Origin of the sequence: Chitinophaga niabensis, from assembly GCF_900129465.1 — a bacterium.
Taxonomy (GTDB): Bacteria; Bacteroidota; Bacteroidia; order Chitinophagales; family Chitinophagaceae; genus Chitinophaga; species Chitinophaga niabensis.
Genome location: NZ_FSRA01000001.1, coordinates 274276 through 293607 on the forward strand (window position 1 = coordinate 274276; position 19332 = coordinate 293607).

The 19332-nt window shown below is 45.2% G+C and carries 13 protein-coding genes; 10 read left to right on the top strand and 3 right to left on the bottom strand.

What is annotated here, in order from left to right; translation table 11 throughout:
* Positions 1 to 46: 46 nt before the first annotated feature.
* Positions 47 to 1504 (top strand): sulfatase, encoded by a 1458-nt coding sequence (locus BUR42_RS01175; protein WP_074240371.1) that lies wholly within the window; start codon positions 47 to 49, stop codon positions 1502 to 1504.
* Here the strand turns inward: BUR42_RS01175 and BUR42_RS01180 are convergent.
* Positions 1470 to 2444 (bottom strand): MBL fold metallo-hydrolase, encoded by a 975-nt coding sequence (locus tag BUR42_RS01180; protein WP_074237347.1) that lies wholly within the window; start codon positions 2442 to 2444, stop codon positions 1470 to 1472. The two genes, BUR42_RS01175 and BUR42_RS01180, sit on opposite strands and share 35 nt — an antisense overlap.
* Before the next feature lie 81 nt (positions 2445 to 2525).
* On the opposite strand from BUR42_RS01180, the gene BUR42_RS01185 reads away from it, so the two are divergent.
* Complete coding sequence (locus BUR42_RS01185) at positions 2526 to 2876, top strand: MmcQ/YjbR family DNA-binding protein (RefSeq protein WP_074237348.1); 351 nt, start codon at positions 2526 to 2528, stop codon at positions 2874 to 2876.
* Here the strand turns inward: BUR42_RS01185 and BUR42_RS01190 are convergent.
* Positions 2871 to 3659, bottom strand: a complete 789-nt coding sequence (locus tag BUR42_RS01190) for a DeoR/GlpR family DNA-binding transcription regulator (RefSeq protein ID WP_234979585.1) — start codon at positions 3657 to 3659, stop codon at positions 2871 to 2873. The genes BUR42_RS01185 and BUR42_RS01190 overlap by 6 nt on opposite strands.
* Positions 3660 to 3977: 318 nt before the next feature.
* Between BUR42_RS01190 and BUR42_RS01195 the strand changes: the two genes are divergently transcribed.
* The 6 genes from BUR42_RS01195 (at position 3978) to BUR42_RS01220 (ending at position 13743) form a co-directional block, all read left to right on the top strand.
* Positions 3978 to 7139: a SusC/RagA family TonB-linked outer membrane protein gene (locus tag BUR42_RS01195; RefSeq protein ID WP_074237349.1), complete on the top strand. Its 3162-nt coding sequence runs from the start codon at positions 3978 to 3980 to the stop codon at positions 7137 to 7139.
* A gap of 11 nt (positions 7140 to 7150) precedes the next feature.
* On the top strand, positions 7151 to 8698 hold the full coding sequence (locus tag BUR42_RS01200) for a SusD/RagB family nutrient-binding outer membrane lipoprotein (RefSeq protein WP_074237350.1): 1548 nt from the start codon (positions 7151 to 7153) through the stop codon (positions 8696 to 8698).
* Positions 8699 to 8700: 2 nt separating this feature from the next.
* Positions 8701 to 10845 carry a glycoside hydrolase family 20 protein gene (locus BUR42_RS01205; RefSeq protein WP_074237351.1) on the top strand — a complete coding sequence of 715 codons (2145 nt, stop codon included), beginning with the start codon at positions 8701 to 8703 and terminating at the stop codon, positions 10843 to 10845.
* A 93-nt stretch (positions 10846 to 10938) separates the two neighbouring features.
* On the top strand, positions 10939 to 12219 hold the full coding sequence (locus tag BUR42_RS01210; protein WP_074237352.1) for a gluconate:H+ symporter: 1281 nt from the start codon (positions 10939 to 10941) through the stop codon (positions 12217 to 12219).
* Positions 12220 to 12232: 13 nt separating this feature from the next.
* Entirely contained in the window at positions 12233 to 12700 is a 468-nt protein-coding gene (locus BUR42_RS01215) for a RidA family protein (RefSeq protein WP_074237353.1), read from the top strand.
* Between the two features lie 35 nt (positions 12701 to 12735).
* Entirely contained in the window at positions 12736 to 13743 is a 1008-nt protein-coding gene (locus BUR42_RS01220; RefSeq protein ID WP_074237354.1) for a sugar kinase, read from the top strand.
* A 17-nt stretch (positions 13744 to 13760) separates the two neighbouring features.
* On the opposite strand, the gene BUR42_RS01225 is transcribed toward BUR42_RS01220, so the two are convergent.
* A complete protein-coding gene (locus BUR42_RS01225; protein ID WP_074237355.1) occupies positions 13761 to 14297 on the bottom strand; it encodes an RNA polymerase sigma factor in 537 nt (178 codons plus the stop codon).
* A 190-nt stretch (positions 14298 to 14487) separates the two neighbouring features.
* Here BUR42_RS01225 and BUR42_RS01230 point away from each other — a divergent pair, with 190 nt between their 5' ends.
* Both BUR42_RS01230 and BUR42_RS01235 read left to right on the top strand, forming a co-directional pair.
* Positions 14488 to 15666 carry a FecR family protein gene (locus BUR42_RS01230; protein ID WP_084185269.1) on the top strand — a complete coding sequence of 393 codons (1179 nt, stop codon included), beginning with the start codon at positions 14488 to 14490 and terminating at the stop codon, positions 15664 to 15666.
* A 70-nt stretch (positions 15667 to 15736) separates the two neighbouring features.
* Complete coding sequence (locus BUR42_RS01235) at positions 15737 to 19321, top strand: SusC/RagA family TonB-linked outer membrane protein (RefSeq protein WP_074237357.1); 3585 nt, start codon at positions 15737 to 15739, stop codon at positions 19319 to 19321.
* Positions 19322 to 19332 lie beyond the last annotated feature (11 nt).

Here is a 19332-nt window from a genome sequence, read left to right on the forward strand (position 1 = left end):
AAGCATGGGTATTTCTCTCCCGGAATTATTTTTATACCTTACTGTTATGAAATTCCACTTCCTGTTAATAGCCCTGTGCTGCTGTACTGGCTTGAAAGCCCAGCAGGCTAAGCCCAATGTACTGTTCATCTTTGTAGATGATCTCCGCCCGGACCTGGGATGTTATGGCGATACAACAGTGAAATCCCCTCACCTGGATAGCCTGGCCCGCAAAGGAGTTGTTTTCAAAAAACAGTTTGTAACCGTTCCCACCTGTGGTGCATCCCGCATGAGTATCCTTACAGGGAAATTGCCGCATAAAAGATCAGACCTCACAAATGAAGCAGCTGAAAGTATGGTGAGAACGGAGATGCCGGAAACCTTCATAGAGCAACTGAAAAGAAATGGTTATTACACAGTAGGGATCGGAAAGGTCAGTCATTCTGCAGATGGTTACGTATATCCATATAATAAGGAGAAAAGTAACCAGCTGGAATTACCGAACAGCTGGAATGAGATGTTATTCGATCCCGGTAAATGGAAAACAGGCTGGAATGCGTTCTTTGCTTATGCGGATGGAACAGACAGGAATACAAAGAAAAACGATGTGCCACCTTACGAAGCCGCGCCGGTTGAAGATAATGGTTACCCCGATGGACTAACCGCAGAACTGGCTGTGAAACAGATAGAAAAATTAGCAGACAAAGGGCAGCCCTTCTTTTTAGGAGTTGGTTTCTTCAAACCGCATTTACCTTTCACCGCACCACAGAAATATTGGGACCTATATAACGAAAACGACATCGCGCTCACACCATCTCCTGATATGCCGGCCAACATAAATAAAGCCAGCTTGCATGAAAGTGCAGAATTCAATCAATATAAGTTGGGAGACGAAAAGGCCTCACTGCAAAAGCCTGTATCTGATGCCTATGCCCGCAAATTGAAACACGGGTATTACGCCAGTGTCAGTTATGTGGATGCACAGATCGGAAAAGTGCTGACGGCTTTACGTGAGAAGGGATTGGATAAGAATACGATCATTATTGTTTGGGGAGATCATGGCTGGCATTTGGGAGACGACCGTGTTTGGGGCAAACACACTATTTTCGATTGGTCTTTACGCAGCCCATTCATCCTGAAAACACCCCGGCAGCAGAAAGGGTTCAATCCTGAACAGGTGGTCAGTTCCGTGGATATTTATCCTACCATTATGGAATTGTGCGGAATAAAAATGCCTTATAAAGGAGATGGGGAAAGTCTCCTGAAAGCCAAACGTAACACAGCTTACAGCTATTTCAAACAAGGGATCACGGTGAGAACAGATCGTTATCGCTTAACGCAATACTACCGGAATGCGAAGCCGGACATCGAGTTATATGATCACAAAACCGATCCCTGGGAAAACAGGAACATAGCAGCAGAGCAACCGAAGCTGGTAAAGGAGTTGCAGGTAATATTGGAAAGAGGAAATACCGGTGTGTACCAAACCCCTAAAACTCCCACCACGGATCAGCCGGATAACTGACATTCAGTATAACGGGCTCTCCTATACGTGGTGTAGTTACTTTCACTTTACCCAAAGCACCTGCGGTTGTGCGGATCACCGGCTCATTCCAGGGGTGCAGCGCCAATGCAAATTTCCCCCAGTGTACCGGCAGCAGCACTTTGGCTTTCAGTTCCTGCGCGGCCTGTACAGCTTCTTCAGGACTCATATGGATCATGGGCCAGTCTGTATTGTACTGGCCGGTTTCCAGTATAGCAATATCAAAAGGCCCAAACTTATCGCCGATTGTTTTGAAATGGGTATCATAACCGGAATCCCCGCCGAGATAGAGCTTAAACCCACCCGGTAATTCCAGTACAAAGGATGCCCATAGAGAACCGCCCCGTTTTATACCTCTCCCGGAGAAATGGCGTGCAGGCGCAGCCGTAAGTCTGATACCCTCAGCGTAAACCGCGGTATCCCACCAATCCATCTCAGTAACCAGGGATGCAGCAAAAGGCAGGTCCTTCCCAACCCCCAAAGCTGTATACACCGCCTTAGGTTTCAGCTGGCAAAGCGTTTTCTTATCCAGGTGATCATAGTGGTTATGCGTAATGATCAGGATATCGATAGGAGGAAGGTCTGACACTTTAAACGCATCTGCGCCGGGGAAAGCCCTTACCATAAAAGGAACGGGAGAGGCATGTCCGCTGAAAACAGGGTCTACCAATATATTTGATCCGTTATGATGAATGAGATAGGAAGAATGCCCGAACCACACGATCACCGGATTCTCTCCTGCTACCAGGTGCAGCAGGTCTGTTTTAACTGAAGGCAAAGGTTTGGGAGGGTTTACCGACTTCGGCTTATTGAAAAAACGCAAAAGGATTTTTAGAAAAGAAGCATCCTTAGACATTACTTCCGTAGGGGATAGATTATGAAAAGTGCCATTCTTAAAATTAGGCGATTTCCACTGGCTCATTCGGTCTGGTTTTGAATGAATGTACAACCAATGTCGCATTCTTACAATTTCTTCTTCACATGGTTTTGTAATTTTGGGCCTATGGTAGATCTGCAAACATTTGAGGAATTATGTCTTGCTATGCCCGGCGTAGAAAAAGTACTGCATTGGGATCATCCGGCATTCAGAACAAAGCGGCGCATTTTCGCCACCCTCTGGCCGGAAACAACCTCTGCTAATTTCAACTTTACACCGGAGGAACAGGCAGCCTTTTGCCAGGAGGACGCTAAAAGCTTTTTCCCCGTGGAAGGAGGCTGGGGCCGCCAGGGCTGGACTACAGTAAATTTAAAAAAAGTAAAAAAGAAAATGCTGGAAAACGCGATCACCAGTGCCTGGTATAATGCCTTGCCACCTAAGCTGCAGGAGCAGTATCGTATAGAAAAAGGCTTATAATATCGTCAGGTTCTTCGTTTTATAAGGCTGCAGCTCCGCACTCTCTGCCGGCAGTTCTGTGATCAGGTAATCAATTTCCTGAAGGTCCGCTATCTTCATCTTCATAGAAGAGTTCAGCTTCTCGGAAATAGCCATGATGGCAACTTTGTCAGCAGCTTTGATCATCGCCTTCTTCACCTGTATCGTTTCCCAGTCAGAATCCGTTAACCCGTTAGCCGGATCAATAGCATTGGTGCCAATGATGCAAAGGTCCGCCTTGATATTAGAAAGGTATTCAAACACTTCACCACTCACAGACATCTGGCTATACGCAGAGATCTGCCCTCCGATCACAATGGTCTTGATCATCGGTTTATCCAGTAACTCAACCGCAGAAAGCACATTTACGGTAATAAAAGTAGCCCGCAGGGTTACCGGTATCTTCTTAATGAACTCCCGGATAGTAGTTCCCCCGCCGATCAGCACAATAATATCATCCCGCAATAATTGCAGTGTTTTCTCTGCGATCACTGCTTTATTGTTCTGCGCATAGGTTTCTGATTCATGCCCGTAATGATAGGCGATAGACATAGCCCCGCCTTTGATCTTCACCACTTCTCCATCCTCAGCCAGTTCATTAACGTCCCGGCGGATCGTATCCTCAGATACATTGATAAGGGTTACAAGGTCGCTGTAGGTAATACGCGTGTGAATGTTCACCTGTTTAATGATCAGTTTCTTCCTGGCCTTTTTGGTCAGCGAAACCGGGGGTAACTGGTCCTGCGTGTTAATATCCATATCCATAGTCATCTACGGTTGATGTTAATAAAAATAATCAGAATCTGCAAGGTCAATCCGACAAAAATAGAATTTACCGCACAATTTCGCACTTTTTGTGCATTAAATAATTTTTCTGCGGCAAATTTAGTGCTTAGTGTAAATACTACATAATATTAAATAATTAAAATTCAATACTTTAATACCAAATCGCTTAAAGTGAATGAGAAAATATTTGCAGTTTATGCAATTATTTTATGCAAATAATTTGCAGAAACGATTCTAATTACTACTTTTAGTCAAGGATTTTGCATTATTTGAATATTTATCAACCAAACCACAGCGATGAAAACACGTAAACTGGCTGCTTTCTCAAAACTGCTCTTGTTGCTCTGCAGCGTGCTGTTTTGCAGTAAAAGCATCGCCCAATCTTCTCCCGTACAACTCTCAGGTACGGTATCCAGTGCTGCAGACGGACAAAAAATTATCGGCGCCACTATCTCCGTACTTAACCAGAAAGGTGTAGGCGCCGTAACTGATGTGGATGGTAAATTCTCTTTGAAGGTACCCGCTCAGCAAGGTGCCATTCAACTCGTAATTACTTTTATCGGTTACGAAACAAAACAGGTAACCGTACAACCCGGCCAAACCACAGTAGATATCCAGCTCGCAGAAAATACCAAAGCCCTGGATGAATTTGTAGTAACAGCGCTCGGTATTAAAAAACAAAGAAAAGTATTGACCTATGCGGTAACAGAAGTAAAAGGAAGTGAATTCACCCAGGCCCGTGAGATCAACGTTGCAGACGCACTCACTGGTAAAATTCCCGGTGTGAACGCCTCCAGTCTTGCCGGTGGCCCTGGCAGTTCCAGCCGTGTAGTGATCCGCGGTAACGGTTCTTTCAGTGATAACCAGCCACTGTACGTGATCAATGGTATGCCCATAGATAACTCCACGGGTAACTCTCCGCAAAGCGGTAACGCCTCCATTGGTCTGAATGCAGACAGGGGAGATGGTATCGGAGGGATCAACCCGGATGATATTGAATCCATCACTGTGTTGAAAGGTGGGCCCGCTTCTGCATTGTACGGCTCCCGTGCTGCAAACGGTGTGATCCTCATCACCACAAAGAAAGGTGTGAAACAAAAAGGTATCGGCCTGGATTACAATTCCACCTTCACTTTTGAAACACCTTCCATCATCCCCGATTGGCAATATGAATATGGCCAGGGACAAGGTGGCCTGAAACCTGTAACACAGGCAGATGCCATTGCTTCAGGAAGACTTTCCTTCGGTCCCAAACTGGATGGCAGCAATGTAATTCAGTTCGATGGTGTAAGCCGCCCTTACGTTGCACAGAAAAACAATATCAAAAATTTCTACAGGACGGGTACCACTTTCACTAACACAGTGGCAGCATCCGGGGGAAATGAATCCCTTAACTACCGCCTCTCTTTATCTGATATGAATAATCAGGGCCTGGTACCGCATTCGCAATTGAACAAGAAGATAGGAACACTGGCCCTGGTAGGCAATCTTTCCAAACGATTGACAATAGAAGGTTTCGCACAATACAATGTAGAGAAAGCTATTAGCCGCGCCAACGTTTCCGATGCACCAGGTAACCCTAACTGGGGAACTTACATGCTCGCGAATTCTGTAGACATAAGGAACCTTGCTCCCGGATATGATAAACTAACAGGTGCAGAAACACTCTGGAACCCCTCCGGTTTTGCCAGTAACCCGTATTTCGTAGTGAATAACTTCATCAATAACGATAACCGGAACCGCTTTATCGGAAGCGCTTCCATTAAGTATAACATATTGGATAACCTTTTCGTAAAAGGCCGCTTCACGCACGATTATACTTCCATCATCTGGAACGGGGTAGTGCCAACAGGTACAGCCTACGCACCGAAAGGATTCTATCAGCAATCCACTACCGGCATCACAGAGACCAATGCGGAACTCACGCTGAACTACCAGGGGAAATTTGGTAAAGACTTCAGCCTCGATGTAATGGCCGGCGGTAACCAGCAAAAAGGTAAAGGGCAATCCACTACCTTGTTGGGTACCGACTTTGCAGAACCTGGATTCTATGATCCTTCCAACGTGGTAAGTCTCACTACCAACAATGCACTCTCCCGCAGAGCCGTGAATTCTGTATTCGGTAGTATCGACCTGGGGTATAAAGACATCATCTTCCTTACTGCCACCGGCCGTAACGACTGGTTCTCCACACTCTCGCCCAAAAGCAATGATGTATTCTACCCATCTGCCGGTATCAGCTTCATCTTATCCGAAGCCGTGAAATTACCATCCTGGATCTCTTACGCAAAACTGCGTGCGAGCTGGGCAGAAGTAGGTGGCGGTGCACCATTGGCGTATTCGCTGAATCAAACATACAGCCTTGTTCCCGGTGGTGGTCACTTTGGCCAGCCCTTACAGGCCCCTACCCAAACAGTAGGTACCACTTCCGGTCTGCTGAATGCACCGAACCCCAACCTGAAACCTTTCAAAACCAGGACAACGGAAGCCGGTTTCGAAGCGCGTTTCCTGAAAGGCCGTCTCTCTGCCGACTTCGCAATCTACGACAGGAAAACAACAGACGATATTGTACAGGTAAGTACCTCTACCGGTTCCGGTTATAACTTTACTTTCCTCAACGTAGGCGAAATGAGTAACAAAGGAGTGGAACTCCGCCTGAGTGGTACGCCAATTAAAGGAAAAAACTTTATCTGGGAAGTAGATTTCAACGCTGCATATAATAAGAACGAGGTAGTAAAGCTCGCACCCGGCCTGGACCGTATCCAGATGGACGCTGCAGTGAATAACTATGCTTTCATCTTTGCTGAAGTAGGTAAACCCTTCAGTACCATTAAAGGATACAAAGTAAAGAAGAACGAAAACGGCCTGCCCATCTTCAATTCCAAAACCAATAGCTTTGAAGCCACTACAGGTCTGGAAGATCTTGGAACAGGTGTATCTCCATGGACAAGCGGTATCAACAACTCCTTTAGCTATAAACGTTTCAACTTCAGCTTCCTGATAGACAGCAAATTTGGTGGTCATGTATATTCCGGTACCAACCTTTATGCTACCCGTTTTGGATTGCACAAGATCACATTGCCCGGTCGTGATGGTGGTTTAACAGTTACCGGCGTGGATGAAGAGAATAAACCCTTCACTAAAACATTCACCGGCGCACAGCTGCAGGCTTATTATGATAACTATAAGAACCAGTCAGAGCGTTTCGTATATAAATCAGACTTTATCAAACTGCGCCAGGTGATACTGGGTTACAACATTCCGGCGAGTGTATTCTCCTTTGCCAAACTGCAATCCGTATCTGTTTCTTTTGTGGCAAGGAACCTGTTCATCCTGTACAAGGATGCACCAAACATCGATCCTGAATCCACTTTCAATAACTCCAACGCACAAGGTTTTGAAATGTTTGGGGTGCCACGCACAAGAAGTTATGGCCTGAACCTGATGGTTAAATTTTAAATGAACTCACTATGCAACGATTTGCTAAATATACATTCACCCTGCTATTGGGCGCTTCATTAGGATTCTCTTCCTGTGATAAGGGTTTTGAACAGCTGAATACCAACCCGAATGCCTCCACCAAACCCAATGTGGATTACCTCTTTTCACAGAGCATCCTCAAAGGGAATTACGTATACGACCGTGCGTATTTTTATACTTCCTACATTACCTGCGGTAATTACGTGCAGCACTTTGCTACTGCTAAAGAACTGGCAGGAGCTGGTTCCGGTGATAAGTACGGTGTGCATGATCAGTACCAGTCGTTTTATTTCCGGTATACTTATACCAATGTACTCACTACATTGAAGGAGCTGGATAAAGCTGCCACTGCTCCTGAGTTTGTGAACAAAAGAGCTGCTGCCAGAATCTGGAAAGTGATGCTGATACAGCGTATCACAGACCTCTATGGCGATGTACCATACAGCCAGGCCAACCTGGGTGGTACAGAAGGATTGTTCCTTCCTAAGTACGATGCCCAAAGTGAGATCTATGACGGCATGTTGAGAGAGCTCGATGAAGCTATCAAAGCCTTTGATCCTGCACAGCCTAAATACGGAAAAGCAGACTTCCTGTTTGAAGGAGATATTCCCAAATGGAAGAAGTTCGGTTACTCTTTGATGTTGCGTGTAGCGATGCGTTTGCAAAAAAGAGATGAGAACAAAGCAAAAGAGTGGGCATTAAAAGCTATCCAGGGAGGTATCATCCTTACAGCTGCAGATCAGGCCGTGGTGAAATATACCAATGGTCCGCAGATCTATAATAGTAATCCGGTAGCCTATGAACTGGTAGGGCAGGATTATGTATCCGGTTCAAACGGTTTGAACAATACAGAATTCGGCAAGTTCAGCAAAACCTTCATCGATGCCCTGCAAAGCCGTAATGATCCAAGGTTATCCGTTGTGTCCGTAGTATGGAATGGTGCTACGCCGGATACCACTGCTACTGCACAGAAAGGTTTGCCAAATGGCACCAATGGAAAACCTGCCAACTTCAATACTTACTCTGAACCAAATCCTGCAACTATCCTGCAATACGCTGCCCCGCTGATCGTACTCAGCGCAGCGGAAACTAATTTCCTGCTCACTGAGGCCATCGTTCGTGGCTGGACTGCCGGAAATGCTGCGGATACTTACAGAACAGGGGTGGAAACTGCTTTGAAGAATTGGGCATTATTTGGTGCTGCCGGTGTAATTGCTCCTGCAAGGATCACTGCTTATACAACAGCGAATGCATTGAATACAGCCGGCACATTAGCGGCACAGCTCAACCAGATCCATACGCAATTCTGGATCGCCTCCTTACTGGATGAACAGGAAGCCTATGCCAACTGGCGCCGTACCGGATATCCTGTACTTGTTCCGGTGAACTTTGTGGGCAATGCTACAGGCGGTACCATCCCCAGAAGGATCCCTTATCCGGTTCCTGAACAGGGGATCAATAAAAAGAACTATGACGATGCGGTTGTTCGCCAGGGTGCAGATAACCTGATCACAAGAATATGGTGGGATAAATTATAAGGATGAGAGTTATTTGCCTTGCTATATGTCTGATAACCTATGCAACAGTACAGGCCCAAAGGATCAGCGCACCTGCGCTGATCCCCGCGCCTGTAGAAATGCAGGTACAGGCAGGCGTTTTTCAGTTGCAGCCCCAGACAGTGATTGTTGCACCGGATGAGCTGAGGACCGTTGCCACCCTGTTAAACGAATACATCGGTTTTGAATTACCCATACAACAAACCTCCGGTGCAAAAGGCATTTATTTACATATAGATGCAAATGCCGTAAAAGAAGCAGAAGGTTACCGCTTATCTATCAGCCAAAACGAGATCAGGATCACCGGGCATGACGAAGCCGGTATCCTGCACGCTATCCAGACTTTAAGACAACTAAATAACAATGGCAGCATACAAAGCTGTACTATCAAAGATTATCCCCGCTTTGCCTACAGGGGCATGCACCTGGATGTGAGCCGGCACTTTTTCCCGGTTTCGTTTGTGAAACATTTTATAGACATCCTGGCACAATACAAATACAATAATTTTCACTGGCATCTTACAGATGATCAGGGTTGGCGGATAGAGATCAAAAAATACCCGGGGCTTCAATCCGTTGCGGCATGGAGGGATGAAACATTGATAGGGCATAAGAAAGAGTTGCCGCATCGGTTTGACGGGATAAGGTATGGCGGATATTATACGCAGGAAGAAGTGAAAGATGTGATCGCATACGCAACGGCCCGCCGGATAAATGTGATCCCTGAAATTGAAATGCCCGGTCATGCCCTGGCTGCTTTAGCTGCCTATCCTTCGCTGGGTTGTACAGGAGGCCCCTATAAAACAGCCACCTTCTGGGGCATTTTTGATGATGTGTTCTGCGCCGGAAAGGACAGCACATTCAACTTCCTGGAAGATGTACTGGATGAAGTGATCGCGTTATTCCCTTCTCCTTACATTCACATTGGCGGAGACGAATGCCCTAAAACAAGATGGAACGCCTGCCCCCTTTGCCAGCTACGCATGCAGCAGGAAAAACTACCGGATGCAGATGCCCTGCAAAGCTATTTTATCAAACGCATTAATAAATACGTCCGCAGCAAAGGCCGCAAGATCATTGGCTGGGACGAGATCCTGGAAGGTGGACTGGCAGAAGATGCCACAGTAATGAGTTGGCGAGGCACAGAAAGTGGTGCTGCCAAACAGGTGATCATGACGCCGGAAGATGAATTGTACTTCGACCATTATCAGTCTTTATATACAGAAGAACCTTTAGCGGCCGGAGGATATACTCCTTTGCAGGAAGTATACGCCTACGAGCCGTTAAAAGATGTGAAAGGTATCCAGGGCCAGCTCTGGAGTGAATATCTCCCCACTGCAGCGCAGGCAGAATACATGTTGCTGCCACGCGCCATTGCTTTAGCGGAAGTGGCCTGGAGCCCGCAACATGTGAAGGATTATTTCGGTTTCGTACGTCGGTTGAAAAAACAGTCTATACAATTCAATGAGGATATCAGCTACAAAGAAAAAGTTGTTTACAAAGAAAAATTACTGATCACCCTCCAGGGAAGAGCTGCCATCTACTACACAACGGATGGCAGCGTCCCTGATGCTAAAAGTAAAAAGTACAGCGGACCTATTGCTATTACACGCTCCTGTGTACTCAAAGCTAAAAATGAAGACCGCATATTCACGCAGGCATTTAATATCCACAAAGCAGTAGGCGCCACTGTTACACTGGCACAACCTCCTAATACCCGCTACACAGGCAATAGTAATATACTCGTAAACGGCATCTTTGGCAGCAACCGCTACAACGACCAGCAATGGCTGGGCTTCAGTGGCCGTGACCTGGATGCAGTAATTGACCTCGGTGCAATACGTACTATCCAACAGGTAGGGGCAAATATCCTTAACTATCACTGGCAAAGGATGTGGGAACCCGTTTCACTGAAATTCTATACTTCGGAAGATGGCATGAACTATAAGCTGGTTGCCGAAGAGAATAGCTTTCCGATGAACGGTATTAATAACATCCGCCTGAAGGTAGGAGCTGTTAAAGCCCGTTACTTAAAAGTAACAGGCACGAATAAAGGCACCATTCCAACCGGAGAATACGGAGCAGGAGGGAATGGGTTATTAATGATAGATGAGATCATTGTGGAATAAAACCAATCAATATAAAAAACGATCCGTGTACCGGTCTTTAAAAACAGAAATCCGGGTACCCGGAGCCGGTAAACATGGAATAAAAGAGAAAGAATGGCTTTTGTAATCGTTGCATGCTGTATTGCTTTACTGATCCTCCTGCTCACATGGGGCAAGCTGAATGCTTTTCTGGCTTTCCTCATAGTAGCCATTGTATCAGGCATATGGCTAAACGTACCGGTACAAAAGATCCCCGCAGCTTTACAAAAAGGAATAGGAGACACCGTCGGCAGCCTGATGATGATCTTAACATTAGGTGCCATGTTAGGGAAACTGGTAGCGGAAAGTGGCGCAGCCAAACAGATCGCCAACACCCTCATGCAAACCTTCGGCCCTCGATATGTACAATGGGCATTACTGATAGCAGGTTTTATCATCGGTATTCCATTATACTATGGTGTAGGATTTGTACTGATGGTCCCGCTGATCTTTTCTGTGATCTACCAGTATAAGTTACCTGCAGTATATATCGGTTTACCAACCCTGGCAGCACTATCAGTCACCCATGGTTTCCTGCCTCCGCATCCTTCACCGGTTGTACTGGTAGGCCAGTTCAATGCGAATATGGGCCTCACGCTCATGTACGGCCTGGCAGTAGCCATCCCCGCAGTGATCATCGCCGGCCCGGTTTTCGCAAGGTGGCTGAAGAAAATACCCACAGGCCCTTTACAACTGTTCAAGGGGAATACAGAACACACTAAACCATTACCCGGCAAACTCAACAGTTTTCTCACAGCCTTGTTACCTGTATTCCTGCTGATGATCACAACAATCCTTCCAAAGAATAATTTCACAGGAGATGCACCAATAGTGATGCTGTTTTGCCTGCTGATAGCTACTTTTACACTAGGTATACTGCAACAAACCCCCGTGAAGGCAGTGATGAGCACTTACACAGAAGCTGTTAAAGATGTGGCCATGATATTGCTGATCATTGCAGGCGCGGGGGCTTTGAAAGAAGTACTTGCACAAAGCGGTGTAAGTGAACAGATCGCAATGGAAATGCAAACCTGGCCAATCCACCCGCTGGTACTGGGTTGGTTGATGGCTGCCATCATCAGGGCCTGTGTAGGTTCCGCCACCATCGCAGGAATTACAGCAGCAGGTATGGTAGCGCCGTTAGTATTGAAGGGCTATGCGGATCCTAATTTGATGGTATTATCTGTCGGAGCAGGAAGCCTCATGTTCTCCCATGTGAACGATGCCGGTTTCTGGATGTTTAAAGAGTACTTTAACCTGAGCTTGAAGAACACGCTGCTCTCCTGGTCCATAATGGAAACGATCGTAGGGATAGCAGGACTGGCAGGCGTATTAATACTGGATACAATTATATAAAATACAATTAGATATGAAAAACACCAAAGCCGAAGAGCAACTGGAAAAGACCGGATTAACATTACCACCTGCCCCCTCACCACTGGGCGTTTACAAACCATTCCTGATAGATGGTAAGTATCTCTATCTCTCAGGCCATGGCCCTGTGAAGAACGATAAGTCGCTGATCATTGGCCGTATCGGGGAAGATATGGATATGGAAGAAGGCAAGCTGGCAGCACAGCAGGTAGGGCTTACCATGTTGTCCACCATCAAAACCCATGTGGGATTGGATAAAGTAAAGCGCGTGATCAAAGTGCTGGGCATGGTGAACTGTACCCCTGATTTTGAGCGTCATCCTTATGTGATCAATGGTTGCAGCGAACTGTTCGCAAAAGTATGGGGAGAGGAGAATGGTATCGGAGTAAGAAGTGCTGTAGGTTTCGGCTCTTTGCCGGATAATATCCCGGTGGAAATAGAAGCCTTGTTTGAGTTATACTAAGCGCCATATCGCAGGAAATATTTACATTCGGGGTCATGAATGATAGCCTTGCAGCCTTTGGAGAGTTTTTGCTGAGATTGCACAGCAACAATGGTAAGCGTTTCCAGCAAACAGATGGATATACTGCCTATTATGCCGGTGCGGAAGCGAACGTATGTGTGCTGTTGGCCCGCTTAGGCATGAAAGTGGAATACATTAGCAGGGTGCCGGATAACGACCTTTCCGCTGCCGGTCTTCAACAATTGAGAGGCCACGGCGTAGGAACTAAGCACATCGTATACGGCGGTTCCAAACTAGGATTATACTTCACCGAAGCCGGCAATCAGATCAGGCCCACAAGAGTGATCTACGACCGTACAGGCAGTTCTTTCGCAGAACTGCAAACCGGGGACATCAACTGGAGCAATGTTTTGGAAGAGCAACAATATTTTCACTGGTCAGGCGTAGCAGCTGCTTTATCCGAAAGCGCTGCTGATGTTTGTAAAGAAGCCATAGAGGCAGCGCGGAAGAAAGGGATCACTATTTCTGCAGATTTCAACTACCGCGCTACTTTATGGAAATACGGAAAAGCGCCGAAGGAAGTAATGCCCGCTTTATTACAACACAGCCAGGTAGCTGTAGCAGACCTGGATGCGGTAAAGATCTATTACGGCATTGAAACAGATCCCGGATTATCATTAGAAGAACGCTTCAGGCAAACCCACAAAGCCCTGAAAGCCCACATGCCGCATCTGAAAACACTGGGCATGAGCTTCCGGAAACCAGGAGGCATCTACTGTGCCGCCTTAGCCCATGAGGATAATTATTATTATACAGAAGGCTTCTCCCTGCAGAATATCACAGACCAGATAGGCACCGGCGATGCTTTTACAGCAGGCATCCTGTACGGTCTGATGAATAAATACCCATCACAGGAGATCATTAACTTCGCCACTGCCTGCGGCGCCTTAAAACAAAGCATCCCCGGAGATTGGGCTGTTATTAGTAAAAAAGAGATAGAGGAAATGGTGGCAAATGGAGTTTCCGGGAGAGTGACGAGATGAAGCTAATCATAACCCGCCTAATACAGCAGTAATAAGTAAAAATGCCCCTGCAACTGTTCGCGCAGTTTTTTGTAAGCTGTTTTTTTTAACGAGTGTACGGTTCCTTCGGCAATCCCCATTTCAGCTGCAATCTGCGGTTTTTTTAAACCTTCCATGGAATAGCTGATCACAGTCCGCATTTGGGGAGGCAATGCTTCAATAGCCTTACGTACCATTAAAAAGGTTTCCTGCTCTATAATGTTCTCTTCAAAAAAAAATTCCAGTTCATTTTTCGCCTCCTGTAAATAACTGGCACCAACCTGCATCCGCTTTATAATGTTAAGACAGCGGTTGCGGGCTACCATGTATACAAAACTTTTTACCTTATAAATAGAATCGAAATCAGCCCGCTTTTCCCAATACGTTAATAAAGCCTCCTGAGCAATGTCTTTACACTGTTCTTCATCCTTAATGTACTTAAAAGAAAATGCACACAGTATCGGGAAATAGTCTTCAAAAAACTCCTTGAAAGAGTGTTTATCGCCATTTCCAATTGCCAATACAATATTTTGCATAATGCATTTTTGAATTCTCTGTACCCCCAAAACAAACTTATAGAAAAAAAAGTAACATTTTTTTATTTTCTGACTACCCCGGTTTGCAAATGAGATTGTTATAGGAGTATAAAAATAACTAAGGACTCAATACAGTCAGATTTACCAAAAGGTGAATCATAATAAATTGAATACCATCAACTAATAAGTTATGGAAGTTAATAGGGAATATTTTAGGATATCAGAGTTGATGGCTGCTTTTTCTACCGGTTCTCAAACAGAGGAAGATGAAAAAGAGCTGCAGTTATGGCTGCAGGAGGATGAAAGGAACCAACGTTTATGGGAACGGCTGATGAACAGGGAGACTTATGAAGAAAACAACCGTTTAAGTGGGAAGTTCCCGGCAAATGAAGCCTGGGCAAAGATTGAAGCATCTTTGGATAACGATAGCAAGGTGCGGAAAATGAAACCCTGGCGGAACATCATGAAGTATGCAGCAATCCTGTTAGGAGTTCTATCAGTTGGAACGCTTTACTGGTGGAACCAATCAACGGTGAAATCTCCCATTGCAGAACAACAGATACCTGCCGGTTCGGTAGGAGCGAAGCTCACTTTGGGTAACGGGCGCGTAGTGGATATTTCAAAGAACAATTCGCTTGAAATCACAGAGACCGATGGGACCAGGATTGCAACAGATTCAGGGAATATAGATTATTCAATGGCTGATATGGCTACCGGCACCCCTGTGCTAAATGAAATACAAACAATGACCGGTATGGAGTATTCGGTAACCTTATCAGATGGTACCCGGATATTTTTAAATGCGGAAACAAAGCTGAAATTCCCTGTGGCTTTTAAAGGAACGGATCGCACGGTGGAGTTAACAGGAGAGGCTTACTTTGATGTGGCTAAAGATGCGAAACACCCTTTTATTATAAAAAATGGAAATGTAGCAGTAAAGGTGCTTGGTACATCGTTTAATTTCAGGGCCTATGCCGATGAGCAGAATGTGGTAACAACACTTGCAGAGGGAAAAGTGGCCGTTAGTTCAGGTGGGGAATGGCGCCACATTGTTCCTGGTGAGCAGGCTGTTGTAACTGTGGGATCTGGTAAAATGGAGGTGCGAAGGGTAGATGTAATGTTTTACACCGCATGGCGAACAGGTAGGTTTGTATTCAGGAATGAGGAATTGGGAGAGGTGCTAAAGCAATTGTCCAGGTGGTACAGGTTTGAATATCGCTTTGAAGATGAGGGTGCAAGATCAATTGAGATAGGAGCCAGTTTTGACCGCTACAATAGCATGGCCCCTATTATTGATATGCTGGGATCTACCGGGCTGGTTAAGGTAAAGTTTGTTGATAAAGTATTATATATATCGTCTGTAAAATAAAAACGCGCCAGGTGGTCGTAACACCTGACGCTGATAAAACCAATCTCTCACATTTTAAGCAACCAAATCTATGGGAAAAGAACGAGAATATCTTCCCTGTCATCAAAGGAGATGGCCCAGACTCCTGTTTATTGTAAAATTGAAAGCATTGCTCATCCTGGCCCTCTGCTTTCAACTCTCTGCAAAAGTACATTCGCAGGATAAGGTGACGCTGAAGATGGAGCATGCGTCTTTAGAGCAGGTAATTTGGGAAATACAGAAGCACACCAGATTTGTGTTTATGTATGGAACAAAGGAAATTGAAAAGGTCAATGATCTCACTTTGAATGTAACCGGCGAATCTGTTGATCAGATCCTGGAAAAGTGCCTCCGCAATACAGACCTGGTCTATAAAATTTCGGGGAATGCAATTGTGATCAAGCGAAAGGATAGTAAGAAAACTGGCCCCATAAAAGGGATCGTAAAGAACAAAAAAGGGCAGCCTTTGCCGGGAGTGACCATTCTGTTAAAGGGTACCGAAATCAAGGCTTTTACCGATAAGGACGGGATGTTTGGCCTATCTGTACCAGATGGTGTTAAAGCCGAACTTGTTTTTTCTTTTATCGGCATGCAACGGCGCAGTATCACTTATGCAAAGTATGATGAGAATGAACCGGTGGAGATTGTACTTGAAGACGAGATCAAAGTGGTGGATGAAGTGGTTGTAACCGGATTTCAAACCATCCGGAAGATGGAAATGGTGGGTTCCGCCAATACCATTAGGCGGGAGGACTTGTTCTTTAATGGAACGAATACAATAGAACAGATGCTGCAGGGAAAGCTGCCCGGGTTGCTTGTGCTGAACAACAGCGGTTTAGTAGGGCCACGGCAAAAAGTGCGTATACGGGGTACATCCACGCTCCTGGGTAACCAGGAACCGGTATGGGTAGTAGATGGTATTATCCAGGAAGATCCGATTCCATTTAAGGCCCAGGAACTGGATAGTTATGGGGCAATTACCCAGGATAATTTTGATATGATCCGCACTTTTATCGGGAATAGCATTTCCTGGTTAAATCCAAACGATATAGAAGATATTACGATACTAAAAGATGCTTCGGCCACCGTTTTATACGGTGTTAAAGCAGCCAACGGTGTTATCCTGATCACCACTAAAAAGGGTCAAAAGGGCAGGGTTTCTATCAATTACTCCGGCAATACAACGGTTACGAGCAGGCTCACCTACGACAAGATGAATTTAATGAATTCAAAAGAGCGTATTGACGTTTCCAGGGAGATTTACGACAAAAGATTGTATGGTGCCAGGTACACTGAGAAAGTTGGATATGAAAATGCCATCAGGCGTTACCTGAATAAAGAGATCTCTTATGCGGAGTTTGATAGTGAGGTAAAACGTTTGGAAACAGTGAATACAGATTGGTTTGACCTGTTATTTCAACAACCGGTAAGTTACAATCATTCCCTTAATGTTTCAGGGGGATCTGATCTTGTTCGTTATTATGCCTCCCTTTCAACCAACAAAACAAAGGGTGCGGCCAAAGGCAATGAATCAGGATCAAATACAGCTTCCATTAACCTGGATGCACAATTGAACAGGAAGCTCCTGCTGTCTATGAGGTTAAACGGAAACGTTACTAAAACAGAAGGTTTTTACCGGGTAGATCCTTATACATATGCTTCCACCTCCAGTCGCGCCATCCCGGCTTTTGACGATGCCGGAGGCCTGTTCTTTTATGAAAAGGGTTCTTCATCGTACAAGTATAATGTATTGAATGAACTGGCAAATACAGGAAATAAAAACGACACAAGGAATTTTAATGCTTATCTGAACTTAAAATATGATGTATTTAAAGGACTTCGTTTTGAAAGCATAATAGGTTTTGCCTCCAGCAACGCGGTAGGGGAATCTTTTGCTTCAGAAAGAAGCAATTACATTGCTGCAACTTTCCGTGGTTATGATTATGGTAAATATGCCCCGGGTGAAACTGAATACAAAGCTTCCCGCTTACCGCATGGGGGTGAATTGAATACCACGGAGGCCCGTACGTCTACTATTAACTGGAGGAACAGTCTTTCTTATAATCAGGTCCTTGGCAAACACCGGCTAAGTTTTTTACTTGGAGAAGAAAGCCGGAGCACTAAAGTAGACGGAACCTCAGGTACAGTATTTGGTTATTTTCCGGACAGGGGAAAGAATGTAACATTCCCCCCGCCTACAGTTACGCAAGGCGGCACCATTTATCCTAATGGTCTTTATAATGGATACATTACCTCACGTATCACAGACCGGAAATCCAACTTCCTGTCTGTATACGGCAGTGGTACTTATTCCTATCTTGAACGGTATGTGGCTACCGGAAGCATCCGCTGGGACGCTTCCAATCGTTTCGGACAAAATACACAGAACCGGTTTTTGCCAGTATGGTCTGCCGGTGTGCGCTGGAATGTACATAATGAGGACTGGATGAAAAACCAACATCTGATCAGCGAACTGAACTTCCGTGCAACTTATGGCTGGCAGGGAAACGTAGCAGAAAATTTTGGCCCTGAGTTAATAGCGCAGATCCCTTATACACCAATAGAGTACTATTCAGGAGAGTTTGCTTTACAGATCAAATCACTCCCTTATGCGGATCTGCGTTGGGAGAAAACCAAGACCGTTAATATGGGATTAGATCTGGGGATCATTAAGAACCGCTTCATGCTTTCTTTTGAATATTACCGGAAGAAATCTGAAGATGTGATCGTCTATAAAGAAGTGCCTTCAGAGTATGGTGTGAAAACCATGCCGGTGAATGGCGGTAATATGCTCAACCAGGGACTTGAGTTGCAACTCTCAGGTACTGCTTTACGCACCAAAAACTGGCTGTGGACACTGACCTTAAATACTTCCAGGAATATAAACAGGGTGGAAACTCCTTTCCCTACCGCCACCTGGTGGAATGGGGCTGTAAGCGGAACATTGAATAAAATTGGGTATCCCGTGTCTGCATTCTGGGCATTCCAGTACAAAGGGCCCAACCCGCAAACCGGTGTGCCTGAATTTGTAATGCCTACTGCAGCTGAGAATCCGAAAGCTATAACGGACGTAACAGAGTACATGAAGTACATGGGTAAATTTGAGCCTGATTTTTATGGCGGCATTTCTACTTTATTGCGGTATAAAACTTTTTCCCTGTCAACGGCATTTAATGTGAATATTGGTGGAAAGAAATTTCTTTATAATATGTTTCAGAGCAACTTTTTACCGAGTGCCTATGAAAATCTTCCGAAGGAATTTGTTAACCGCTGGAAAAAACCCGGAGATGAGAAATTTACATCTATCCCCACTATGCCTTCCATGAAGGCAGATGGGACGCAGAATGTATTATATTTTCCATCCGGATATGTCGGATATCCCTGGACTATGTATAACAACTCAGATGCCCGCGTAGTAAATGCTTCTTTTCTACGCTGCAACAACATTTCCCTATCCTATAATTTGCAGGAAAAGCTTTTGGCCCATTTATTCATGAAAAATCTGGCGCTGTCTGTATCGGTAAGCAATCCATTTATCATTGTAAGCAAAGAGTTTAAAGGAATGGATCCTGAAGTGGCTACCGGAAATCAGCCAATAACAAAAACGTGGTCGTTGGGATTGAATGCAAGTTTCTAACCGGCAAAAAT